This is a genomic window from Ruegeria sp. HKCCSA071, from assembly GCF_017872555.1.
In the GTDB taxonomy this organism is placed as follows: Bacteria; Pseudomonadota; Alphaproteobacteria; order Rhodobacterales; family Rhodobacteraceae; genus Ruegeria.
Window position 1 is genome coordinate 144270 of sequence record NZ_JAEDOX010000001.1, and the last position, 24983, is coordinate 169252.

The window sequence follows — 24983 nt, forward strand, 5'->3', positions numbered from 1 at the left end:
ATGATCAATGGTTTAGCAAGACGATTGGTACCTATAGCGGTCGTGGTTCTTCTTCCGGCTATGGTGGCGGCTGACCCGATCGAGGGCGTCTGGAAGACCGAACCTGATCGCAAGAACCTGATCTCGCATATCAAGATATCCGCCTGCGCGGACAAGTTCTGCGGCACGATACTTTCGGCTTTTGATTCATCGGGCAAAGAAGTTCAAACGCCGAATATCGGGAAAAAGCTGTTCTGGGACGTGTCCAGCGAAGGCGGTGGAAAATACGGCGGGGGTGAGTTCTGGGTTCCCCTGATCGACGTTGATGCTGTTCCACAGATGACGTTGCAAGGTGACAAGCTCATGGTCAAAGGCTGTGAACATGCGATTTGCGCGCACCAGACCTGGTCCCGACTGTGACGGCAGAAAACGAAAAGGACCGGGAATCCCGGTCCTTTCATCCTTATTCTGCAGCTTTTAGCGGCGATCCCGGAACCTGATCTATAGGTTCGTCTCGCGGCCGGGCCTCGGATTGTGACGGCTCGTCCCACACAATCTCGGTCGCCTGTAGTTTGCGGGCCGAGCGACCAATAGCCATGTCCTGTGCGATCTGACTGGACCGCCCCGCAGTCACACGGGCAAGCCCGCGGCTGAGCCAGACAGCGTAAGTTGTCACCCAGACACGCAGTGCCAGAAGCGACGGCGTCACGATCAGCGTGAGAACAGTGGCGATGCCAAGACCAAAGACAACCGCTGTGGCCAGCTGTTTCCACCACAGGGCGGTGGGACTGTCGATGGAATAGCCGCCATTGATGAAGTCTAGCGAAAGCCCAAACATCATCGGGGTCAGACCTGCCATCGTTGTCAACGTGGTCAGCAAAACCGGGCGGATACGCGATTCCGCAGTGCGGACGATTGCATCGATCCTTGGCATATAGGCGCTGTATTCCTGATAGGTATCGATCAGAACAATGTTGTTGTTCACCACAATTCCTGCCAGCGCAACGATGCCAGTGCCGGTCATGATGATCGAAAAGGGTTGCTCCATCACGATCATGCCGATCAGCACCCCGGTGGTCGAAAGAACAACCGCCAACAGCACCAGCACCGAATTGTAGAACGAGTTGAACTGGGCCAGCAGGATCACGAACATCAGCCCCAATGCGCCCATGAAGGCGTTCACCAGAAATGCGCCGGATTCAGCCTGCTCTTCCTGATCCCCGGTCCATTCCCAACTGATCGAGTTGGCGAAGGGGCTGGTTTCAAGCCATTCGGTCAGAACCGCAATCCGCTCATTCGGGTTAATCAGGGCGAACTGCGTGTCTCCTGCGTCAATCGCGCTACGCAGCTGGTCAATACTCTCTGCACCGGTCAGTTGAACCAGCTCGTAGGACTTTCCTCCGTCGCCGTCCAACACAGTGCCGGTTGGAGAATAACCGTCTGCCACTTCGCGCATTACGGCCAGACGTTCTTCTTTCCCGTCCGGCCCTTTGGTCACAACCTTGCTCAGCCCCGGTTCGACATCGGCCTTCACATCGTAATAACGTTGCTGGTCGACACGGTTGATCTGGGCCAGTTTGGCCACAGGTTCCCGGGTCACGAAGTTCGACAGCGGAACCAACCCGTCCGGCGTGCGGACCTTGAGCGTGTCCAATGTCGACAGCACGCGATCCTCTTCCGGCAATCGGACACGGATCTCGATCTCTTCATCTGTGCTGTCGGGGCGCATCTCACCCAGCAGGATGCCGCGTGTCACCAGCTGCACCATGGCACCGACGGTGGCCACATCAGCCCCAAACCGGCCGGCCTTCGCCACATCGACGTCGATTTGCCAATCGATGCCCGGCAAGGGCAGGGTGTCTTCGGTTTTGATCAGCCCCGGCGTTTCGTCAAATATCTGGCGCGCGGTGACGGTGGCCGATGTCAGTTCGTCCCAACCGTCCCCCTTGATGCGCAGGTGAACGGGCTTGGCCGAGGCCGGGCCCTGTTCCAATGCCAGGATTTCAACAACGATTCCGGGTATTGTCGCCAGTTTGGCGTTAAGATCGTCGATTACGTAATCGCCATCAAATTCTGGAGCCACAAAGTGGCGCTCAAACAATCCCCACAAAGCGGATTCCGAAACGTTCGGGCGATCTTCCCATGGGATAATTTCGAACTGGACGCGCCCCACCGTGTCCGCCGGTGCCTGCGCACCGCCGGTGTTCTGGTTCAGACCACCTTCGCCTGCAAAGGAAAAGACGTTGATTACTGCCGGATGAGATCCAATGATCTGTTCGGCCTGCAGCACCATCTCGTCTTTTTCAGCCAGTGACAGGTTGCCACGGGCACGGACGTAAGCAGTTGCCTGTTCCGGTTCGCTTTCAACGAAGAATTCGACACCTCGGGATTCCTGCGGGAACCAGACGAAGGTCACGAAATACACGGCAGAGAAAACTGCCGCCAGCGACACGATCGGCATGATCGGGTTGCCGACAAGGAACCCGATCACATGTCCGAAAGGTGTGTGTTCGTCAGCGGTGTGGACGTGGTCTTCTTCCGCTCGTTCGAACTTGGCCGCGCTCAGCGTTACAGACCCGGCAAAGGCCCCGAACAGGAACAGCAGGGCACCGGCGACCACTCCTCCGGGCAGAAGATAGTCAGGGTTCAGAACCTGCATTGCGCCAAGGAAAATCATGTAGAGCGACGGGGGCACCATCACCGCCCGAACCCACCACCGGGTACGCGCCCGGAGCCAATTCGAAGACCGGTCAAAAACGCGGCTCAGACGCCCCGAAACACCACCCATGACTGGCAGGTAGATCAGCGCCACGATCAGCGAAGCCGACAGAACAAAGATCAGCGTGACCGGCAACATTCCCATGAATTCGCCCGGAATACCGGGCCAGAACAGCATCGGCAGGAAGGCGCATAGCGTCGTCGCGGTCGAGGATACAATGGGCCAGAACATACGTTGGGCCGCCTCGACATAAGCATGCATCGGGCCGACGCCTTCCTTGATGCGTTTATCTGCGTATTCCACCACCACGATGGCACCGTCAACCAGCATCCCCACGGCCAGAATGAGGCCGAACATAACGATGTTCGAGATACTGACACCCATGACTGCCAGAAACGCGAAACACAGCAGGAACGAGGTCGGGATTGCAAAACCCACCAAAAGCGCGGCCCGCGTACCCAAAGATGCCAGAACCACGATCATTACCAAGGCGATTGCAGTCAGAACGGACCCTTCAAGCTGACTGACCATCGAACCGACAATACGGCTCTGGTCGTTCGACGTCCCAAGCTCGACCGCCGCCTGAAGCTCGGGCGGCCATTTGGTCTTGGCCAGAGCAATGGTTTCTTTCACCTGCGTAACGGTGTCGATCAGGTTAAATCCCTTGCGTTTGACAACCTGCAGCGCGACGGTCGCCTCGCCGTTGAAACGGGCGGTACCTTCGCGATCTTCAAAAGTGTAGTTGATCTGCGCAAGCTCTCCCAGCGTAACAACCCGGTCGCCATTGACCTTGACCGGCAAGGCATAGACATCCTGCGCTGTTTTGAATGACGACGGGATCTTGACCGAGAATGTACCCTGTGCGGTTTCGACTTCGCCCGCTGCGATCAACTGGTTGTTGTTTCGTACGACGTTGATCAGCTCGGCCGCGGTCACGTTGTACGCCTCAAGCCGCAGGGGGTCGATGATGACCTCAAGCAACTCGTCACGATTGCCCGCGATACCCGCTTCGAGAACGGAATCCAGCGCCTCAAGCTCGTCCTGCAAATCCTTGGCGACACGGGCCATTGTGCGTTCCGGAACAGCTCCGGTCAGGTTGACGATGACGATCGGGAATTCGGAAAAGTTGATTTCCGTCAGCGAGTATTGTTCCGCACCTTCAGGGAAATCAGCCTGGGCCGTGTTCATGGCATCGCGCACGTCCGCCATGATCGAGGTCTTGTCCCAGCCGAATTCAAACTCCAGCGCGACCCCGGCATAGCCTTCGGCCGCAGTCGACGTCATTTCCTTGAGTCCGTCGAGATCCGCCAGCTCGGTCTCCATCGGCTTGACCAAAAGGTTTTCCGAGTCTTCTGCTGAAATTCCGGGAAACTGCACCGAAACGAAAAGGGCAGGGATTTCGATATCCGGTTCACCCTCTTTCGGAAGCGAGACATAGGCAAAGCCGCCTACGACCAGTGAAATGGCGATGAACGCCATAACCATTCGGGCCCTGCCTGCGGCCCATGCGACGATACCCGTCATTGCGAGGCTTCCCGATAAGTTGGTGCAACGGTAACACCGCGGATCACGAATTCCTGCCCGACCACGATGATATCAACCGTTTCCGGAAGGCCGTCGATCCAGACACCTTCGGCGGTGTCGCGCAGGATGCGGACTGGCATGAAGTCAACAACGTTGCCTGCGCCAACTGTGCGCACACCCAATTGCCCTTCGTTGCTAAGAGTCAGCGCCGATTGCGGCAGCAGGTGGGCTTTCGCGCCCTCGGCGGCGATGCTGATTGTCGCCGTCTGACCGTCGCGAATGGTCAAGTCGGGGTTCGGAACAGTGATTTCCACCTCGAATGTACGTGTTGTCTCGTCCGCGGACCGGCTCAGGAACGTGACCCGCCCCCCGAGTTGCCGACCGGTCACAAGTGTTGCCGATGCTTCGGACCCAACAAGCACCCGATTGACTTCGGTCTCGGGTACGAAGCCGACCAGCTTGATCGGGTCCAGTTGAATGACAGTCGCGCAAAGTGATCCAGGCTGCATCAGGCTTCCCAGTTCTGCAGTGTCGCTTTCCAGCAAGCCCTTGAAGGGGGCTTTGATGGTCAGGCGGCCAACCTCTCGCTGTGCGGCCTCGACTGCTGCTGCGGCTGCTTCGATGCCTGCACGCGTGGCTTCCAGTCCGGCTTCGGCTGTTTTCACACCGGCTTCCGCTGAGCTCATCACCGCTTCGCTGGAGATGCGACGGGTTTCCGACGCATAGCCGGTTTCAGCCAGTTTGCGCGAGGCTGTCAGATTGATCTCGGCCTCGGCAACAAGCGCATGTGCCTCTGTCAGGCGTGCTTCGGCTTCGGGTATGCGGCTCTGGGCTTCCAGTTTGCCCGCCATGGCTTCGGCCAGTTGCGCCGGGCGCGTGCCGGGATCAAGCTCGCATAATATATCGCCCGCCTCAACAAACGCACCTTTGCGTTTAGGTTCAGAGATAACGGTGGACGTGGTTTCCGAAAGCACTTCGACCTGCCGGTTCGCCTTGGTCTGACCACGCAGCAGCACAGCGCTGTCAATTTCACGCGCTTGCGAGCGCAGGGCGACAACACCCACTGCAGAGATATCGGAGTTATCGGTTTCCGCTGCTTCGTCTTGTGTCGCTTCCCCGGCTTCACCGCGCCCGGCAAAGGCGAACAAGGTGTCACGTTCAAACACCAAAAAATACAGTGCAACAATCACGAGAAGAGCGTTGATGAAAGAAATCAAACGCATACAGTGTTTCTCCTAAGAATCTACGCCATTAAAACTTGGGCTGTTACGCCTTGAAATGGGGTTTGTTCGGCATCTTTTCCATACTGAACTGAATAGTTCGGTTTTCTTTTTTTCGCAAGAGGGAAGCAAAGCGGTCAAAATGTGCAAAATCGGACCCTTGGCTTGGCGTTGGTGCCGGGGTATGACATGGCGCACTTATACAAGATTGACAGCCCGGGGGCATGGATGAGCGATACTGACAGTTTCATTGATGAGGTCACCGAAGAGGTGCGCCGCGACCGGATCTATCTGCTGTTGCGTCGCTGGGGCTGGGTGGGCGTCGTCGCGGTCGTGTTGATCGTAGGCGGTGCGGCTTTCAATGAATACCGCAAGGCTCGGGCCACGGCGCAAGCTCAGCAATTGGGTGACACGATTCTTGCTGCATTGTCCGAAAATGACCCGGCTGCAAGGGCTGCAGGTCTTGCGCAGGCAGAGGCGATGTCACCGGGCGGGAAAGCCGTGCTGGATATGTTGCTGTCCGCGTCACAGGTCGAATCTGGATCCCGAGAGGACGCGGTCAACAGCCTGAACGCGGTGGCCGTACAGGGCGACCTGCCCGAGATTTACCGCGCGATTGCAAGCTTCAAATCGCTGCTGTTGCAAGGCGATACCTTGCCTGCCGCCGACCGACGCCAGCAGTTCGAGGCGTTGGCAGCCCCCGGAGCCCCGCTGCGGTTGCTGGCGGAAGAGCAGTTGGCCCTGATTGACGTGGCCGATGGCAATGTCGATGCTGCGCTGGACCGGTTGCAGGCACTGCGGCAGGATGCCGAGGTGGGTATCGACCTGCAACAGCGCGCCGCGCAAATGATCATTGCTTTGGGTGGTAAACCTGAACCTTTGGTGGCGCAGCAAGGCTGACCAGGCGGGACAAAAGACTTAACGACAGGCGAGTTCGGAGTATCATGGTAAAAAGATTTTTTTCCCGCACGGGAATGCCTTTTGCGGCGCTGGCCCTGACCGCATTGGCGGCCTGTGAGCCTCCCGAAGCCATTCTGCCCGGTGAACGCGAGGATATTCGCCCTGTTTCAGATCTTGAAACGGTCGAAAAGCGCGGTTCGCAACCAATCAGCCTGCCGGGGCAACAGGTCAACGCCAACTGGTCACAAAGTCCGGGAACGCCCGCGTACCGGACCACGCATGCCGCTTTGCGCGCGACGCCACAGCGGATCTGGTCAGTTTCGATCGGGCAGGGTGACTCGCGCAAGCAGCGCATTACTGCCGAGCCGGTGGTTGCAGGAGGTTTGATTTTCACACTGGACTCAGGAGCGACCGTTTCAGCGGTCACACCGCAGGGACAGTTGGCATGGGAGGCCGACCTGATCCCGCCAAGTGATGGCGACTCGGATGCAACAGGTGGTGGTTTGGCTTATGCCGACGGCGTCCTTTATGTGTCGTCGGGGTTCGGTCGGTTGACCGCGCTGGACGCTAAATCGGGTGCCGTGCGCTGGCAAAAACGCCTGGAAGCGACGGGCAGCGGCGCACCGCTGGTGAATGACGGGCTGTTATACGTCGTGGCCGGAGACGAAACTGGGTGGGCTGTAAACACAAAGGACGGACGCATAGCCTGGCAAATCGAAGGGACACCCAGCGTCGGGAACGTTCTGGGTGCGCCTGCGCCTGCAATTGCATCTGATCTGGCTGTATTCGCCTTTGGCTCGGGTGACGTGGCTGCCACGTTCCGCCGCGGCGGTATCCGTCGCTGGAACGCGTCTGTAGCAGGGGGGCGTCGCGGGCGCGCTGCGGCGCAGATCGTTGATGTGACCGGCGGTCCGATGGTTGTTGGCAACAGTATCTACATCGGCAATCACTCGGGCCGGACCGTCGCATTTGATGCCGCTTCCGGTGAACGCCGGTGGACAGCAGACGAAGGTGCGGTCGATACTGTCTGGCCTGCGGGCAACAGCATTTTCCTGATCAGTGATCGCAGCCAACTGGTGCGCCTGAACGCGGCGGACGGGTCTGTCATCTGGGCGCAGGATCTGCCGGGCTTTGTCAAGGACAAGCGCGGTCGCCGGGGACCGATCTTTGCGCATTACGGCCCAATTCTGGCCGGTGGTCGTATCGTGGTCGCGTCCAACGACGGGTATCTGCGGTTCTTCAATCCAGTTGACGGAACACTGGTTCATCAGGCTGAGGTTCCCGGTGGCGCGACAGCATCCCCCGTTGTGGCCGGGCAGACGCTGTATGTTGTTTCGACCAAAGGTGATCTACACGCTTTCCGTTGACGGCAAGATGCGTTAAAGGGCGCAACTTGAGTCTTGAAAGTAGAGTATCATGTCGCTGACCCTCGCCATCGTGGGGCGCCCGAATGTGGGCAAATCCACATTGTTCAACCGCCTCGTGGGCAAACGTCTGGCTCTGGTCGACGACCAGCCAGGTGTGACGCGTGACTTGCGCGAGGGCGAAGGGCGTCTGGGCGATCTGCGCTTTACCGTAATCGACACGGCCGGGCTTGAAGACGCGACAGATGACAGTTTGCAGGGCAGGATGCGCCGCCTGACCGAACGCGCAGTAGACATGGCCGATGTCTGCCTGTTCATGATCGACGCGCGGGTCGGGCTGACGCCCACGGATGAGATGTTTGCAGAAATCCTGCGCAAGCGGTCCAAGCACGTGATCCTTGCCGCCAACAAGGCTGAAGGCAGCGCAGCGGATGCCGGGGTGCTCGAGGCATACAATCTGGGTCTGGGTGAACCGGTGCGCATGTCGGGTGAACATGGCGAGGGGATGACCGACCTTTATGCTCAGCTGATGCCATTGGCGGATGCAGCCGAGGAAAAGCAGATCGAGGAAGCCCCGGAAACTGAGATTGAGCTGGATGAAGACGGTGAGGGCGAAATGCCCCTGATCACCTCTGCCAAGCCTTTGCAGGTGGCCGTGGTTGGCCGTCCGAATGCGGGCAAGTCCACGCTGATCAACAAAATCATCGGCGAAGACCGCCTGTTGACCGGACCTGAGGCCGGGATCACCCGTGACGCTATCAGCCTGCGGATCGATTGGGCCGACCCGGACGGAGAAAGCACTCCGATGCGGATCTTTGACACGGCGGGAATGCGTAAGAAAGCAAAGATACAGGAAAAGCTGGAAAAGCTTTCCGTGTCAGACGGTTTGCGCGCGGTGAAGTTCGCCGAGGTTGTCGTCGTACTTCTGGACGCGGCCATTCCATTTGAACAACAGGACCTGAGAATTGCCGATTTGGCCGAACGCGAAGGCCGGGCTGTTGTTGTTGCTGTAAACAAGTGGGACGTCGAGGAAAACAAGCAGGAAAAGCTGCGGGAACTGAAAGAAGCCTTCGATCGCTTGCTGCCGCAGCTGCGCGGAGCCCCTCTGGTAACCGTCTCGGCGAAAACGGGCCGCGGGCTTGAGAGATTGCGCGCCGCCATCCTGCGCGCCCATGACGTCTGGAACCGCCGTGTGCCAACCGCGGCGTTGAACCGGTGGCTGACTGCCATGCTGGAACAACACCCGCCGCCAGCCCCACAGGGCCGCCGCATCAAGCTGCGCTATATGACCCAGGCGAAAACGCGGCCGCCGGGTTTTGTTGTGATGTGTTCTCATCCCGATAAGATGCCCGAAAGCTATACCCGCTATCTGGTCAACGGGTTGCGCCAGGACTTTGACATGCCTGGCACGCCAATCCGACTGACGCTGCGCGGGCAGGGTGACAAGAACCCATATAAGGGACGGCGCAAGAAAAATGCCGGCGCCTTGGCCAAACATCTCAAGGGCCGCGCGTAACTGCGCCAATTTTCAGCATCTTACCTCACGGGGGCGTGACAGTTTCTGTTCTCCACGCTAGCATTCATGCGTGTGCATTTGTTTGGGCACGCACTGCTTGCACGCGGACTAGCCGCACCTAGATTTGAACAGAAAACTGAACGGCCATCGTAAGGAGACGGCTGGATGGATTTGAGGGAATATACAAGACATTACGCGGTGCAGGACAACAGATTGGCCGCGGCAAGTTATTTTGGCACATTTGCGGTGTATTTTGCGTCGTTGACCCTTGCGATCACCTTTGTTGATCGCTGGTACATCATGATACCCGCCGGGATCGTGTTCGCCTTTGCCGCAGTACGGCTTTATGTGCTGCAACATGATTGTGGGCATCACTCTCTGTTTGAAACACGGATTCAAAACGAATGGGCAGGGCATGGCCTGTCACCTTTCACTTTCGCCCCGTTCGAGGTGATGAAGCAGAACCACAATCTGCACCATGCGGGCATCGGAAATCTTGAACATCGCGAGACGGGTGAAATTCATACGATGACTCTGCGAGAGTGGAATGCTGCTGATTGGAAAACGCGTTTGTTTTACAGGCTGTATCGCAATCCGTTCATCCTGGTTCCGGTCGGCGCGTTGTTCACCTATTTCATCCGATATCGCTGGCCCAAGAACACAGTGCGATTTGGTGCCAAAGGTGTGGTGTTGCACAATCTGTCGATCGTCGTTTTTCTTGGATTGTTGTATCTGATCGCCGGTATGACGGGCATTTGGGTTTGGTTGGTGTTTTCCTTTTTGGGTGGAATGCTGGGCGTCTTCCTCGTTTATCTTCAACACAACTTCGAAGACACTTACTGGGATCGCCGCCCTGACCTGAATCCTCAGACAGCGGCGCTTGAGGGATCATCCGCACTGGATTTCGGGTGGTGGTTCGATATGGCTGTGGCCTGCATCACGTTGCACGACATCCACCATTTCAACGCGCGCATCCCATCATATCGCCTGCGTGCCTGCCATTATAATCTGCCGCCGGAATACACCCCTCGCCGGATCAAGTTTCCCGAGGCCGTGGCGGCATTGAACCTGAAGCTATGGGACGAAGATGCCAAGCGCCTTGTACCCTTTCCGAGAAACAACCGAGCCGCTGGTCTTGCCCATAACTAAGCTGGCAGAACAGGGACGACCACCACACAGCTTGCGGGCTCGTGTATCTTTTGTATATACGAGCCAGTAATCAGACAGAGAAAGGACCCATAATGACCGTTGTGACCGACATAAAAGGTGTAGGAGAGGCGCTTGGCCAGGCCCTTGTTACCAATGGTTTCAAGACCGCCGAGGCAATAGCCAAGGCAACTCCCGCTGATTTGGTCAAGGTCCCTCGGATCGGTGAGGCGCGCGCGTTGGTTTTGATTGCATCTGCCAAAGAAGCCGTTGCCGCAAAACCGGCGGCTGCGAAACCGGCAACACGCCGAACTGCGGCCCGGACTCCGGCGGCGCGCAGGCCTTCCGAACGCAAAGCCGCGCCACGCAAAACAATCGCCGCAGCCGCAGCCGAGAAACGGGTCGAGGAAGCCGCACGCAAGGCGGCAGAAGAAAAAGCAGCCGCCGAAAAAGCCGAAGCTGCTGAAAAGAAAAAGGCCAAAGCCAAGGCCAAGGCCGAAAAAGCCGCGAAAAAACGCAAAGAGATGGAAGCCGCTTTTTCAAAGGCTAAGGACAAGGTGAAGGCCAAATCCAAAAAGGACAAGAAGTCAAAAAAAGACGGAAAAAAGAAAGGCGGTAAAAAAAGCGGAAAGAAGAAGGACAAGAAAAAAGCGAAGAAGTGAAACCTCTTCGCCTTCTGTTGATGTCCTAACCGGTGCCGGACGGCGCCGGCTTCGTCTGTCAGGCCAACGTACCGTCCAGTTGCAGGGTCAGCTTGCCGCCCAAATAAGGGCCAAGTGCTTCGGGCAGCGAAACAGTGCCGTCTTCATTCTGCCCATTCTCCAGAACAGCGATTAGGCAACGCCCGACAGCCAGACCGGAACCGTTCAGAGTATGTACAAATTCGGGCTTGCCACCATTTTCAGGCCTGAAACGGGCATTCATCCGGCGTGCCTGAAACGCGCCTGTGGTCGAGACCGAGCTGATCTCGCGATAGGTGTCCTGTCCGGGCAGCCACGCTTCGATGTCATAGGTGCGGCGCGCGCCAAAGCCCATATCACCGGTGCACAAAACAACAGTGCGATAGGGAATACCCAACTGTTCCAGCAGATCCTCGGCGCAGCGCAACATGCGCTTTTGCTCGTCATCTGACGCGTCAGGATGGGTGATCGAGACCATCTCGACCTTTTCGAACTGGTGCTGGCGCAGCATCCCTGCGGTGTCCTTGCCGGCACTTCCGGCCTCGGACCTGAAACAGACAGTATGGGCGGTCATACGGATGGGCAGGGCAGCCTCTTCAAGAATGTCACCGGCCACTGAATAAGTCAGCGTGACCTCGGAGGTTGGGATCAGCCACCAGCCATTGGTCGTCTGATAGCTGTCGTCACCGAATTTCGGCAGTTTATCCGTGCCATACATCGCCTCATCCCGAACCAGAACCGGTGTCTGCATTTCTGTCAGACCGTTCTTGTCGATATGCGTGTCCAACATGAACTGAGCCAACGCGCGGTGGATACGGGCAACCCCCTTGGACAGGTTCACAAATCGGCTGCCGCTGGTTTTGGCGGCGGTTTCGAAATCCATTGCGGCTGCGACGGCGGGAATGTCGTAATGCTCTTTCGGTGCAAAGCTGAAATCGCGCGGGGTGCCCCAGCGGGTGACCTCGACATTGTCGTTTTCATCCGCGCCTTGCGGCACGTCATCGGCAGGCAGGTTGGCGATACGGGCCAGTTGATCGGTCAGCAAGGCATCCAGATCCTTGGCCTCGGTCTGCATCCGGGCGACTTCGGCCTTTTTCTCGGCAACCAGCGCGCGCAGGCGTTCGAATTCAGCCTCATCCCCGCGGCCTTTGGCAGCGCCGACCTCTTTGCTGGCCTTGTTCTGTTCGGCCTGGGCCGTCTCTGCGGCCAGAATCTTGGCACGTCGGCTTTCGTCCATCCTCAGCAGATCTGACGACACCGGCGCGTCCCCACGGCGCGCTAGGGCGGCGTCGAAGGCGGCAGGGTTTTCGCGAATGGCGCGGATGTCGTGCATGTCTCAGATCCTTGAATGCGTGAATCACTGAACCCGCTTATGCACCATCTGCGGGGCAGGGTGTAGCACCGGTTACGACTTATCAGCGTCTTCGTGGGTTTCATGCGCCAGATGGCCCTCCCATGCCCCGGCCGGTATTTTAGGTTCAGGCGGGTCAGCCACATAAGAAGGCGTCATGATCTGCACATTGTTTTCGTTAAATACCGCAACAATGTTTCGATGCAGGTCCGAACGGATTTTGGGGATGATGCTGCCACGGGTGGTGTAACCGTTGATCTGATAGTTGATCGCGTAATCGGCCAAGGCCGTCCAAAGCACAAAAGGTCCGGGATTGGCCTTGATGCCCGAGGTGCGGTTGGCCGCCTCGATCAGCATTGCCTCAACCTTCTCAGGGGGTTCTTCGTAGCCGATACCAACGGTCGTGTGCAGCAACAGCCCGCTACCATCAGTTTTCTTCGAAAAGTTCACGACATCTGAATTCATCAGTTGTGCATTGGGGATTGAAATCAGCTCGTTCTTGATCGACTTCAGGTGGGTCTCCATCAGTTTGATCTGAACCACATCGCCGATATGGTCCCCGATCTGGATTCGGTCGCCGATCGAGGTAGATCTGCGGTAAATCACAAACAGCCCGGCCAGCATGTTGGACACGACTGAGTTTGCGCCCAAAGACAGCATGGCGCCGACCAGAATGGTCAACCCCTGGAACGCGGCGGAATCTGAGCCCGGAATATAGGGAACCGCAAAAACCAGCGCGATCAGAATAACGACGACACGGGCAATGTTGAACGTCGGGTTGACCCAGTGTTTTTCGAAATCACCCATTTCGAACGAACCGGCTTCGACCGCATCAAAGAACACGCGCAGGCCCTTGATAATGTACAAAGTGACCCAAGCGATCAGACCCAGCATGATCAGATTGGGGATATAGCTGAGGATGCCCCGGAAGATAAGCAGCACCGGCTCGGTCAGATAGGTTAGCAGAAGCTGCGCGAAATATCGGGTTTCCGCAAAAGCCAAAAGAACAAAGGACAGATAATAGTAGAAACCGAGAAAGAATATGATCAACAGCACGAAGTTCAGACCATAGCGGATAAGTGCCGCGATTGCTTCAGCCTGAACGCTTTTGGCTGTCGCCGTTTCGACATCCTTTAAGAAGCGTTTTACCAGCTTCAACGTGCGACGCCTGATCCGACGGTGCAGCCACAGGATAGTGACAACAAACAGGACAAATCCCAACGTCCAGGCAGCCGCTTCAATAGCACCGGAAACGCGCGCCTGATCGGTTCGGCTGGCTCGGTACGCCTCGATGGACTGTTTGATCGCATCGCCATGCAAGACGCTCAGAACACTTAGTTCCATCTGATCCAGTTCAGCGTCAGCTTTGGTCACGATCGAGATTCTTTGGCCATCGGCCAGAATTCGGATACCAAACTGGGTCTCTTCATAGGTGATCTCGACCAAAGGTGCTTCCGACGCTTCCGCAACCGCAATGATCTTATCGTGTACGCCTTCGGCGCGCTCCGGAGCAGGCAGGGCGCTGGATCCCCGCACCTGAAACAGAATGTCCCCGTCCACGATAACCGGGGCCATGAACGTGTCCGATTCCGCAGTCTCGGACAGGGGGGATTCAGCGGGTGCTTCCTGCGACGAGGCCGCACCGGACAGCCACACACTCACCGACAGGGCAGTCAGTAAATAAAGCAACGAAAGGAAAGGCTTGAGTGGCCGCGTCATGTGTCCCCCTTCGGATAAACTATAACCGGTTTTGGTTATGTTCCTAGGACATATCTGCAACGCTTTGCCCGTAGTTGCCGGTATGTGCCCGTTTTCAGGAGGGATACATGACCGCCTTTGCTTGCAAACCGACATTTCAAAGCATAGGTTCCGCCCAAATTTGCGGAACTGTGCCGCAAGACTAGAACAAAGGAATATCCCATGGATGGTGGTGCAATCGCCCAGTTTCTCCCGCTGATCCTGATCTTCGCGATCATGTATTTCCTGCTGATCCGTCCGCAGCAGAAGAAGATGAAGGAACATCAGGCCATGGTCGATGCCGTGCGCCGGGGTGATCAGGTGATCACTCAAGGGGGCGTGATCGGCAAGGTGTCGAAGGTCAAGGAAGGCGATAACGAGATCGAGGTCGAAATCGCCGAGGGCGTCAAGATTCGCGTGGTCAAATCGACCATCGCCCAGGTTCTGAACAAGACCGAACCGGCGAAGTAATTTCGCGCGAAAATTCCTTGAAAAGGCAGGGTAATGCTGCAATTTGATACCTGGAAGCGGGTTCTGATCTGGCTGGTCTGTGTGATCGGTCTGCTCATGGCCCTGCCAAACGCGTTTTACACGCGGGTCGAACAATCCAACGACGCCAAAGCCGCGATCGAGCTGGGCAACGACACACCCCAGATGCAGGCTGAAGCCGCGCAATGGCCGAGTTGGTTGCCGTCATCCTTGGTCAATCTTGGCCTCGACCTGCGCGGCGGCGCACATCTGCTGGCCGAAGTACAGGTACAAGACGTCTACGACTCCCGGATGGAGGCGATGTGGCCGGAAATCCGCGATGCCCTGCGCGAGGAACGTGCCACAGTGGGAACCATCCGCCGTCAGGACTCGGCCGCGGATGAGATTCGCGTACGCATCAGTCAGCCCGAAGGAATGCCGCAGGCGTTGGAGGCCGTGCGCGGGCTGGCCCGTCAGGTCCAGACCCTGACAGGTGTTGGCGCCACAGATATCGAAGTCCGTGCCGAAGGGGATACAATTGTCGTTCAGTTGTCCGAGGCAGAAAAACTGGCCTCGGATGACCGCACGGTGCGTCAGGCGCTGGAAATCATCCGCCGCCGGATCGACGAGGTAGGCACGCGAGAGCCCACAATCCAGCGTCAAGGTGCTGATCGCATCCTGATTCAGGTGCCCGGCATTGGCAGCGCGGGCGAGCTGAAGGAAATTATCGGAACAACAGCACAGTTGACCTTCAACCCGGTTGTCGGGCGCGGAACCGATCCGGATGCCGTTGCAGGCGTCGGTGAAAAAATCGTGCCGTCGATCGACGAAAACGAAGTCTACTACAACATCGAATCCGCCCCGGTCGTGACAGGAGAGGAACTGGTAGACGCGCAGCCGTCCTTTGATCAGAACGGTCGCCCTGCTGTCAACTTCCGGTTCAACACATCCGGAGCACGCAAGTTCGGGGATTATACCCGTGACAATATCGGCGCACCCTTTGCCATCGTGCTGGATGACGAAGTGATCTCGGCCCCCGTGATCCAAAGCCATATCCCGGGCGGGTCGGGGATCATCACCGGTAACTTCACCGTTGAGGAAAGCACCAATCTGGCCGTCCTGTTGCGTGCAGGTGCGTTGCCTGCGGGGCTGGAATTCCTGGAAGAACGCACCATCGGACCCGAACTGGGGCAGGATAGTATCGACGCAGGCAAAGTTGCCACAATCGTGGCCTTTGTCGCCGTGCTGACCTTCATGGCGCTCAGCTATGGTTTGTTCGGTGTCTTCGCCAATATCGCGTTGATCATCAACGTGGGCTTGTTGTTCGGCTTGCTGTCCCTGATCGGCGCAACCCTGACTCTGCCGGGGATTGCGGGGATCGTACTGACGGTCGGTATGGCAGTGGATGCCAACGTGCTGATCTTTGAGCGCATCCGCGAAGAACTGAAATCCGCCAGAGGTCCGGCCCGCGCCATCGATCTGGGATATGAAAAGGCGCTGTCGGCCATTCTGGATGCCAACATAACCACCTTCATCACCGCCGTTATCCTGTTTGCCATGGGCAGCGGCCCTGTGCGCGGGTTCGCAATTACACTGGGTCTGGGTATCCTGACATCGGTCTTTACCGCGATCTTCGTGACGCGCCTGATGGTTGTCATGTGGTTCGAACGCCGCCGACCGAAAACGATCGAGGTTTGATCATGAGACTGAAACTCGTACCCCAAAGCACCTCGTTCGACTTTTTCAATCGCTGGAAAATCTGGCTTGGAATCTCCGGCCTGATGATGGTGATTGCGTTCACCTCATTTCTGCTGCAGGGCCTGAACTTCGGCATCGATTTCCGCGGTGGAACCACGATCCGGACCCAAAGCGCACAAGCAATTGACGTGGGTGTATACCGCGATGCTTTGTCTCCGCTGCAACTGGGTGACGTCACCATCACCGAGATTTTTGATCCAAGTTTTGGTCCTGATGAAAATGTCGCGATGATCCGTATTCAGGCTCAGGAAGATGTCGAAGCGGTCACAGCAGACGTGATCACCCAGGTCGGCGAAGCGCTGGCTGCCGCAGACCCCGGACTCAAACTGCCCTTTGAAAGTGTCGAATCCGTTGGCCCAAAAGTGTCGGGCGAGTTGATCCAGACGGCTGTGATCGCGGTTGTCTTGGCCATCGGTGCCGTTCTTGTCTACATCTGGCTGCGCTTCGAATGGCAGTTCGCCTTGGGGGCGGTTGCCGCATTGGTGCACGATGTGATCCTGACCATCGGCATCTTCTCGGAACTGCAGATCCGCTTTGACCTTGCCATCATCGCGGCGCTGCTGACCATCGTCGGCTATTCGCTGAACGACACGGTCGTCGTTTTCGACCGGGTGCGCGAGAACCTGCGGAAATACAAAAAGAAGGACCTGAAAGAGGTTCTGAATCTGTCGATTAACGAAACCCTGAGCCGGACAGTGATGACCTCGGTCACGACTTTGCTGGCGCTGGTCTCGCTTTATCTGCTGGGCGGGGATGTCATCCGCGGATTCGTCTTCGCGATGATCTGGGGTGTTGTCGTCGGGACCTATTCGTCGGTCTTCGTGGCTTCAACCATCCTGCTTTGGCTGGGGGTCAAGCGCGACTGGTCCAAACCGTCGAATACGGCAGGCAACCAGTTTGCCAACATTGATGCCTGATGCCTTGCAACAGGCCCTGGCCTTGCCGGGCCTCACTTGGCTGATCCTTACCATCGGAGCCGCGGGACTTGTCCGCGGCTTCACAGGTTTTGGAACCGCGATGATCTTTGTGCCGGTGGCGACCCAGTTCCTGCCAATAGCGGATGTGGTCTTTCTGATGGCCGCCACCGGAATCGCATCAACCTTTGCCTTGGCTCCGCAGGCATGGAGGGATTGCGACAAGGTCGAAATCAGCACTCTGGGCTTTGCCGCAACGATAACCGTTCCGCTGGGGCTGTGGATCATGGTGCAGGTGGACTCGGTTGCGTTGCGCTGGGTTGTCTGCGGCATTACCGGTCTGACCCTGCTGGCCGTGGTGACCGGCTGGCGATGGGAGGGGAAACTGAGACTACCCGGACGTCTCGCCATCGGCGGCAGCGCGGGTGTTGTCGGCGGCATGACCGGGCTGACCGGCCCGGTTGTCATCGTGTTCTATCTGGCCAGTTCCACCGACGTGCGCAAGATTCGTGCCAACACGATCATTTTTCTGGCATTGCTGGATGTTGTCATCGTTTTCAACATCCTCATCAGCGGTGCCGCCGATTTGTCCATCCTATGGATTGTCCTGCTGCTGTGCGTGCCTTACCTGACCACTACACTAATCGGCAAAGCACTGTTCGACCCGAGACTTGAACGGATCTACCGCCTCGCGGCCTATTCGGTTATCCTTATTGCCGTCATTTCCGGGCTGCCGCTTCTGGATTGAAGAAGGGACATCATGCGTCTGAATCAGATTACTTTTACAGATGCCAAACCCATAGATGGGTACGGCCCCGGTTTTTTTCGAATTGGCGGCGATATCTTCCATGGCGCTGTCCTGACAGGCCCGGCAGGCCCGGCAGAGTGGGGCGGCTATGAAGACCGACGCCCCCTTTTGGACCTGGCGGGCAGGATTGACGTCCTGCTTATCGGCACGGGCGCGGACATGGCCCAGATCCCCCAATCGCTACGGGTTGAGTTGGAAAATGCCGGACTTGGTGTTGAAGTCATGAACTCTCCCGCCGCCTGTCGCACCTACAATGTGCTGCTCGCTGAAGGCCGCCGCATCGCACTTGCCCTGATCCCAGTCTGACGGGATCCTCTTCATCTGGCCGGAAATATCCCGGGGAGTGTGAGGGGCTGGCCCCTCACTCCGACATGGGGCAGCGGTTGTTCGCCTGCATCCTGCGGCAAATCTCGCCTTTTGCGCCTGCGGACAATCCGCTAAGCGGGTCTCATGACTTTGACTGTAACAGATCTGTCGATCACACGTGGCGGGGTTCCCGTCCTTGAAGGCCTCAGCTTTCAGCTGTTGCCGGGCAAAGCTCTGATCTTGCGGGGGCCGAACGGTATCGGCAAAACGACGCTTCTGCGCACGTTGGCTGGCTTGCAACCTCCGCTGGAAGGCAAGATCGAAGGGGCCGAGGACCAGATCGCTTACGCGTCCCATTCGGACGGGCTCAAACCGACATTGTCAGTGACTGAAAACCTGACATTCTGGGCAGCGGTCTTTGGCACATATGACATCCAGCCGGCGCTGGACGCTTTTGAATTGAACGAACTCGCCGACCGTCACGCCGGCAACCTTTCGGCGGGCCAGAAACGGCGGTTGGGTCTGGCACGGATGCTGGTCACGGGGCGGCCGATCTGGATGCTGGACGAGCCGACCGTCTCGCTGGACAGGAACGCGGTGCAAATGTTTGCCGACGCTGTGCGGACACATCTGGGTCAGGGCGGGTCAGCCCTGATCGCGACCCATATCGACCTTGGCCTAGATGGCGAGGTTCTGGACGTCGGTCCGAACAAGGCCAAACCCAAACCCATCGACGATTTCGACGGAGGTTTCCTGTGATCGCCCTGCTGCTGCGCGACCTGAAACTGGCTTTCCGCGCGGGCGGCGGGTTCGGGCTGGGTCTGGCCTTTTTCCTGATCGTGACCGTGATGGTGCCGTTTGCAGTGGGGCCGCAATCCTCGCTGCTGTCTACGATTGCGCCCGGAGTGCTCTGGCTGGGGGCCTTGCTGGCCTGCCTTCTGTCGCTTGACCGCCTGCTGGCACTGGACTGGGAAGACGGCTCGCTCGACCTGCTGGCTACAGCACCGCTGCCGCTTGAAGCGGTTGTCACGGTCAAGGCGCTGGCCCATTGGCTGACCACCGGCTTACCGCTGGTTCTGGCCGCGCCGTTTCTGGGTGTTTTGCTGAACCTGCCGATGCCGGGGTTTTTCTGGCTGGTGATCTCGCTCCTGATCGGTACCCCGGCCATGAGCGTCATCGGGACATTTGGTGCTGCGCTGACCGTTGGTCTGAAACGTGGCGGGCTATTGCTGTCGCTTCTGGTGTTGCCACTTTACGTCCCCACCTTGATTTTCGGGGCCGAGGTTGCCCGGCGTGGTGCAACAGGGATGGAGGTGCAGACGCCACTGCTGATGCTGGCCGGGATCACAGCGGCGACCATCGCATTGTTGCCCTTTGCCAGCGCTGCTGTGCTACGTATCAATCTGCGGTGAACCGCGACAAGTTTGATGGATGTCAATTGAGAACCACCCCAAATCGGACTAGATAGGGCCCATGTCAATCGCAGCCAAAGCTAACGCCCTCTGGGAATATGCCAACCCGCGCAAGTTTCTTGAAACCAGCGAACGGGTCCTGCCGTTTTTCTGGATCGTCTCGACCATCTGCATTGTTGTCGGTCTGATCTGGGGTTTTTTCTTTACACCGGATGACTACAAGCAGGGGTCGACGGTCAAGATCATCTATCTGCACGTTCCGGCGGCGTTGATGGCGATCAATTGCTGGCTGATGATGCTGGCCACCTCATTGGTCTGGCTGGTGCGTCGCCACCATGTCAGCGCGCTTGCGGCACGGGCTGCTGCACCGATCGGGATCGTTATGACCCTGATAGCGCTGCTGACGGGGGCCATCTGGGGACAGCCCATGTGGGGTACATGGTGGGCCTGGGATCCGCGCCTGACGTCGTTTCTGATCCTGTTTCTGTTCTACCTTGGCTATGTCGCCTTGTGGGAAGCTATCGAGGATCCTGATACCGCAGCCGATCTGACCTCGGTTCTGTGCCTGGTTGGGTCGGTCTTTGCAATCCTCAGCCGATACGCGGTGAATTTCTGGAATCAGGGCCTGCATCAGGGCGCATCGGTCATGCGGGCCGGGGCCGTTACCGGGGCGGATACGGAAGAGAAAGTCAGCAACGTCTTTTTCTACCCCCTGCTGGCCTGCATCATCGGATTTGTTCTGCTGTTCATCGCCTTGGTGTTGTACCGCACCGGAACGGAAATTCGCGCCCGTCGTATCAAGGCGCTACAGGCACGGGAAAGGGTAGGCGGATGATCCCCGATCTTGGAAAATATGCAGACGCTGTTTTGTCGTCTTATGCTGTTTCCATCGCTCTTATCGTGGCGCTGGTTGCGTTCAGCGTGATGCGCGGGCGCAAAGTGCGCGCGGAAATGGAGAAGGTCGAACAGAGGATGTCGCGCAATGGCTAAAGTCTCGCCCCTGATGATTGCGCCGCCTCTGATTTTTGGCGCATTCGCGGTTCTCGCAGGCATCGGCATGTTTCGCGAAGATCCCAACGCCTTGCCCTCGGCCCGCGAAGGGCAACCTGCGCCGCCCGTGGTTCTCACCGAGTTTCCGGGAAAGACCCTTTTCGACGACGAAACGCTGCGCGACGGAGAGGTCAAGCTGGTCAACTATTGGGCCAGTTGGTGCGCGCCATGCCGTGCCGAGCATCCCAACCTCGAGGCATTGGCAGCTGAAGGCATCCCGGTTTACGGCATCAACTACAAAGACAAACTGAGCAATGCCGAGGCTTTCCTGGATGATCTTGGCGATCCGTACACTGCCATCGGCCGCGACGAACAGGGCCGTATGGCGATTGACTGGGGTCTGTACGGCGTTCCCGAAACCTATGTGATCGACGGTGATGGAACGATCATATTACGCTTTGCGGGCCCGATTACGCAACGTGTCATCGAAAGCACGATCCGGCCTGCGCTTGAAAAGGCGGCGGGCGGTTCATAAACGATAGCCTCCCGTTACCGACAAAACTTCACCAGTGATGAATGAGGCCGCGTCCGACGCCAGAAACCTGATCACTTTGGCTATATCCTCGGGCCGTCCGACCCGACCCAACGCGGTATCCTTCACAAACAGTTCTGTCAGTTCTTCCGAACGAGGCGCTTCAGGAATGTTGATCGCACCGGGGGCCACGGCGTTGACGCGTATCCCATCTGGCCCCAACTCTTTGGCCATGGCACGGGTCCACAGGTTCAGAGCGGCCTTGCTGGCACCATAGGTGACCGCATCACGGGGCGGTAACACCGCATTCATCGACGAGATACTGACAATGGTGGCGCCCCGTTCCAAATGCGGCAAAGCTGCAGCCAGCAAGGCGGCAGGGACCAGCAGGTTCATGTCAAGAATGGCGCGATGTTCCTCGACTTGGAACTCCTCTTTTGGTGTCGACCGAACCAAACCAGCATTGTTTACGATCACATCAAGTTGTCCAAACCGCTCCATCACCTGTGCAATCACTTCCGCTGGTTGATCAGGGGCCGTCAGATCGGAACGGATCGCCAAAGTTCCTCTCTGCAATAGTGCCGCCGGAGGCTTGGTGGACAACCAAGTGAACGCCACCCTATGGTCGCGGCTCAACTCCTCTACGATGGCATGTCCAATTCCCCGTGCTCCACCTGTTACCAACGCCACCTTTTCCATAACCACCTCCTGTTTTCAGAGTACCGCGTATATCCAACCGCATCTGCTAAATATAACTTCGGAGCGCGAGGCAGAGCCTTGTAAAAGAAAGGACGCCCGAAGGCGTCCTCAAAATTTTCTTATCCGCTGCGTTCCTTAGCCAGCCTTGGCCAGATTTCTCAGCACGTAATGCAGCACACCGCCGTTTTCGATGTATTCGATCTCAGGCGCGGTATCGATCCGGCATTTCAACTGGATGGTTGTCTCAGCCCCATCTGCATAGGTGATGGTGCAGGGCACGACCTGCAGCGGCTCGACCGTATCCAGCCCATGGATCGAGACGGTTTCGTCCCCCTTCAGACCCAGGGTTTTGCGGGTATCTCCACCGGTGAATTCGAACGGGATGACGCCCATGCCAACCAGATTGGACCGGTGGATCCGCTCAAAGCTTTCTGCAATCACGGCTTTGACGCCCAGCAGTGCGGTGCCCTTGGCCGCCCAGTCGCGGCTTGAGCCTGCGCCGTATTGTTCGCCACCAAACACGACCAGCGGGGTGCCATCGGCCTGATAGGCCATCGAGGCATCGTAGATCGAAGTCTGTTCACCATCCGGGCCTTTGGTGTATCCGCCTTCAACTCCGTCCAACATCTCGTTCTTGATGCGGATATTGGCAAAGGTACCGCGCATCATGACTTCGTGATTGCCCCGTCGCGAGCCATACGAGTTGAACTCGCGTGGCTGAACCTGACGTTCGGTCAGGTATTTCCCCGCCGGCGTTGTGGTTGCGAATGATCCCGCAGGTGAGATGTGGTCGGTGGTTACCATGTCGCCCAGAATGGCGAGAACTTTAGCGCCTTCGATATTCGAGATCGTGCCCGGTTCCGCTCCCATGCCCTGAAAATAGGGCGGGTTCTGGATGTAGGTCGACGTTGGTGGCCAGTCATAGGTTTCCTGTTGCGGTACCTCGACGCTTTGCCATTTCTCATCCCCTTTGAAGACGTCCGCATATTTCGACTGGAACGCTTCGCGGGTTACGGTCGCTTCAACCAGTTCCGCGATTTCGCTTTGCGTTGGCCAGATATCCTTCATGAAGATGTCGTTGCCGTCCTTGTCCTGACCGATGGGTTCGGACGTCAGATCGATATCGAGGGTACCTGCCAGCGCATAGACAACAACCAACGGCGGCGAAGCCAAGTAGTTGGCGCGGACATCCGGTGAGATACGGCCTTCGAAGTTCCGGTTGCCGGACAGAACCGACGTGGCGACCAGATCGCCCTCGGCAATGGCTTCCGAGATTTCCTTCTGGATCGGGCCCGAGTTGCCGATGCAGGTGGTGCAGCCGTACCCAACAAGGTTGAAACCAACCTTGTCCAGGTCTTCTTGCAGTCCAGCGGCCTCAAGATAGGCCGATACAACCTGCGAACCGGGCGCCAGCGAGGTTTTGACCCAAGGCTTGCGGTTCAGACCCAGCGCTGCGGCTTTGCGGGCCACAAGGCCAGCACCGATCATCACGTAAGGGTTCGATGTGTTGGTGCAGGAGGTGATCGAGGCAATTACAACCTTGCCCGACTCCATGGTGTAGTCTTCGCCCTTAACAGCGACTTCCTTGCCCATGGGGCGCTTGAAGGTCTCTTTCATTTCCCTGGTGAAAGCGGCCTTGGCGTCGGTCAGCGCGACGTAGTCCTGCGGGCGTTTTGGGCCTGAAATCGCAGGAACGATCGTGCCCATGTCCAGCGATAGCGTGTCAGTGTAGATCGGCGCATAATCCGGGCCTCTCCAGAACCCGTTTTCCTTGGCATAGGCTTCGACCAGCGCGATGCGGTCTTCGTCGCGGCCAGTGTTGCGCATGTAGCGCAGGGTTTCGCCGTCGATCGGGAAAAAGCCGCATGTCGCGCCGTATTCAGGCGCCATATTGGCGATGGTTGCACGGTCAGCCAGCGGCAGGCGGTCAAGCCCCTCGCCATAGAATTCGACGAATTTGCCCACCACGCCTTTGGCGCGCAACATTTCGACAACCTTCAGAACAAGGTCCGTACCGGTGGTGCCTTCGACCATCGAGCCGGTCAACTCGAAGCCGATCACCTCAGGGATCAGCATCGAGATCGGCTGACCCAGCATTGCGGCCTCGGCCTCGATCCCGCCGACGCCCCAACCCAGAACGGCCATGCCGTTGACCATGGTGGTGTGGCTGTCGGTGCCAACCAGCGTGTCAGGATAGGCGACTTCTTCGCCATTCTGATCGGTGTCAGTCCAGACCGTCTGCGCCAGATATTCCAGGTTCACCTGATGACAAATACCGGTGCCGGGAGGCACAACGCGGAAATTGTTGAACGCGTTCTGACCCCATTTCAGGAACTGATAGCGTTCCATGTTGCGCTCGTATTCGCGGTCGACGTTCATCTGGAACGCACGCGGATTACCGAACTCGTCGATCATGACCGAGTGGTCGATAACCAGGTCGACCGGGTTCAGCGGGTTGATCTTTTGTGCGTCGCCGCCCAGGCCCTTGATCCCATCGCGCATGGCAGCCAGATCGACCACCGCTGGAACACCGGTGAAGTCCTGCATCAGCACGCGGGCAGGGCGGTACGCAATCTCGCGCGGGTTCTTGCCGCCATTGGCACCCCATTCGGCAAATGCTTTGATGTCATCGACCGAGACCGAAAAGCCACTGTCTTCAAATCGGAGCATGTTTTCCAGCACGACTTTCAGCGCGGCAGGAAGGTTGGAAAAATCACCCAAACCGGCCTGCTGCGCGGCGGGAATCGAATAGTAGGAAATGGATTTGCCATTCACGTTCAGACTGCGGCGTGTCTTGGCGGTATCCTGTCCGACTTTAATGGGCATCGGGTGGCCTCCCTTCTCAAATGACTTGGATTTCGGGCATCGCTGAATGTTATCTGCATCACCCAAGCCGCTGGTTCAAGGTTCAATGACACTGGATTTGCGATTTTGTATACCATTGCACACATTTAGGCGGA

General features: G+C 57.7%; 22 protein-coding genes. 16 read left to right on the forward strand and 6 right to left on the reverse strand.

From position 1 onward, the window contains the following. On the forward strand, window positions 1-399 hold the full coding sequence (locus tag I9188_RS00735; protein ID WP_209503476.1) for a DUF2147 domain-containing protein: 399 nt from the start codon (window positions 1-3) through the stop codon (window positions 397-399). A gap of 43 nt (window positions 400-442) precedes the next feature. Here I9188_RS00735 and I9188_RS00740 read toward each other — a convergent pair whose 3' ends face one another. Together I9188_RS00740 and I9188_RS00745 are read right to left on the reverse strand one after the other, a co-directional pair. Continuing rightward, on the reverse strand, window positions 443-4222 hold the full coding sequence (locus I9188_RS00740) for an efflux RND transporter permease subunit (RefSeq protein ID WP_209503478.1): 3780 nt from the start codon (window positions 4220-4222) through the stop codon (window positions 443-445). Then, entirely contained in the window at window positions 4219-5445 is a 1227-nt protein-coding gene (locus tag I9188_RS00745; protein WP_209503480.1) for an efflux RND transporter periplasmic adaptor subunit, read from the reverse strand. The genes I9188_RS00740 and I9188_RS00745 overlap by 4 nt, the downstream gene beginning before the upstream one ends. 225 nt (window positions 5446-5670) lie before the next feature. Between I9188_RS00745 and I9188_RS00750 the strand changes: the two genes are divergently transcribed. From I9188_RS00750 to I9188_RS00770, 5 genes are all read left to right on the forward strand, one after another. Next, window positions 5671-6342 (forward strand): hypothetical protein, encoded by a 672-nt coding sequence (locus tag I9188_RS00750; protein ID WP_209503482.1) that lies wholly within the window; start codon window positions 5671-5673, stop codon window positions 6340-6342. Window positions 6343-6416: 74 nt separating this feature from the next. Continuing rightward, window positions 6417-7709, forward strand: coding sequence for a PQQ-like beta-propeller repeat protein (locus I9188_RS00755; RefSeq protein WP_245222499.1), 1293 nt, complete (start codon window positions 6417-6419; stop codon window positions 7707-7709). Window positions 7710-7758: 49 nt separating this feature from the next. After that, a complete protein-coding gene (der, locus tag I9188_RS00760) occupies window positions 7759-9222 on the forward strand; it encodes a ribosome biogenesis GTPase Der (RefSeq protein ID WP_209503486.1) in 1464 nt (487 codons plus the stop codon). Window positions 9223-9387: 165 nt separating this feature from the next. Then, on the forward strand, window positions 9388-10371 hold the full coding sequence (locus tag I9188_RS00765; RefSeq protein ID WP_209503488.1) for a fatty acid desaturase: 984 nt from the start codon (window positions 9388-9390) through the stop codon (window positions 10369-10371). Between the two features lie 92 nt (window positions 10372-10463). Beyond that, entirely contained in the window at window positions 10464-11030 is a 567-nt protein-coding gene (locus tag I9188_RS00770) for a helix-hairpin-helix domain-containing protein (protein WP_209503490.1), read from the forward strand. 58 nt (window positions 11031-11088) lie between these two features. Here the strand turns inward: I9188_RS00770 and serS are convergent, their stop codons facing one another. Together serS and I9188_RS00780 are read right to left on the reverse strand one after the other, a co-directional pair. Further along, window positions 11089-12381 (reverse strand): serine--tRNA ligase, encoded by a 1293-nt coding sequence (gene serS, locus I9188_RS00775; protein WP_209503492.1) that lies wholly within the window; start codon window positions 12379-12381, stop codon window positions 11089-11091. 72 nt (window positions 12382-12453) lie between these two features. Next, entirely contained in the window at window positions 12454-14118 is a 1665-nt protein-coding gene (locus I9188_RS00780; protein WP_245220394.1) for a mechanosensitive ion channel domain-containing protein, read from the reverse strand. Window positions 14119-14319: 201 nt separating this feature from the next. Between I9188_RS00780 and yajC the strand changes: the two genes are divergently transcribed. The 10 genes from yajC to I9188_RS00830 all read left to right on the forward strand — a co-directional run bounded on the left by yajC (window position 14320) and on the right by I9188_RS00830 (window position 21327). After that, window positions 14320-14607 carry a preprotein translocase subunit YajC gene (gene yajC, locus I9188_RS00785; protein ID WP_209503494.1) on the forward strand — a complete coding sequence of 96 codons (288 nt, stop codon included), beginning with the start codon at window positions 14320-14322 and terminating at the stop codon, window positions 14605-14607. A 33-nt stretch (window positions 14608-14640) separates the two neighbouring features. Beyond that, window positions 14641-16302, forward strand: a complete 1662-nt coding sequence (secD, locus tag I9188_RS00790) for a protein translocase subunit SecD (protein WP_209503496.1) — start codon at window positions 14641-14643, stop codon at window positions 16300-16302. 2 nt (window positions 16303-16304) lie between these two features. Then, on the forward strand, window positions 16305-17279 hold the full coding sequence (gene secF / locus I9188_RS00795; RefSeq protein ID WP_209503498.1) for a protein translocase subunit SecF: 975 nt from the start codon (window positions 16305-16307) through the stop codon (window positions 17277-17279). Then, window positions 17272-18024, forward strand: coding sequence for a sulfite exporter TauE/SafE family protein (locus tag I9188_RS00800; protein WP_209599552.1), 753 nt, complete (start codon window positions 17272-17274; stop codon window positions 18022-18024). Before secF ends, I9188_RS00800 begins: the two co-directional genes overlap by 8 nt. Window positions 18025-18036: 12 nt before the next feature. Beyond that, a complete protein-coding gene (locus I9188_RS00805) occupies window positions 18037-18390 on the forward strand; it encodes an Mth938-like domain-containing protein (protein ID WP_209503500.1) in 354 nt (117 codons plus the stop codon). 144 nt (window positions 18391-18534) lie between these two features. Beyond that, a complete protein-coding gene (ccmA, locus tag I9188_RS00810; RefSeq protein ID WP_209503502.1) occupies window positions 18535-19149 on the forward strand; it encodes a heme ABC exporter ATP-binding protein CcmA in 615 nt (204 codons plus the stop codon). Beyond that, complete coding sequence (gene ccmB, locus I9188_RS00815) at window positions 19146-19802, forward strand: heme exporter protein CcmB (protein WP_209503504.1); 657 nt, start codon at window positions 19146-19148, stop codon at window positions 19800-19802. Before ccmA ends, ccmB begins: the two co-directional genes overlap by 4 nt. Window positions 19803-19863: 61 nt before the next feature. Continuing rightward, window positions 19864-20637 (forward strand): heme ABC transporter permease, encoded by a 774-nt coding sequence (locus I9188_RS00820; RefSeq protein WP_209503506.1) that lies wholly within the window; start codon window positions 19864-19866, stop codon window positions 20635-20637. Beyond that, window positions 20634-20792 (forward strand): heme exporter protein CcmD, encoded by a 159-nt coding sequence (gene ccmD, locus I9188_RS00825; RefSeq protein WP_209503508.1) that lies wholly within the window; start codon window positions 20634-20636, stop codon window positions 20790-20792. The genes I9188_RS00820 and ccmD overlap by 4 nt, the downstream gene beginning before the upstream one ends. Beyond that, a complete protein-coding gene (locus tag I9188_RS00830) occupies window positions 20785-21327 on the forward strand; it encodes a DsbE family thiol:disulfide interchange protein (RefSeq protein ID WP_209503510.1) in 543 nt (180 codons plus the stop codon). Before ccmD ends, I9188_RS00830 begins: the two co-directional genes overlap by 8 nt. On the opposite strand, the gene I9188_RS00835 is transcribed toward I9188_RS00830, so the two are convergent. Beyond that, a complete protein-coding gene (locus I9188_RS00835; protein ID WP_209503512.1) occupies window positions 21322-22023 on the reverse strand; it encodes an SDR family oxidoreductase in 702 nt (233 codons plus the stop codon). The two genes, I9188_RS00830 and I9188_RS00835, sit on opposite strands and share 6 nt — an antisense overlap. A gap of 135 nt (window positions 22024-22158) precedes the next feature. Next, a complete protein-coding gene (gene acnA / locus I9188_RS00840) occupies window positions 22159-24849 on the reverse strand; it encodes an aconitate hydratase AcnA (RefSeq protein ID WP_209503514.1) in 2691 nt (896 codons plus the stop codon). Window positions 24850-24983: the final 134 nt, after the last annotated feature.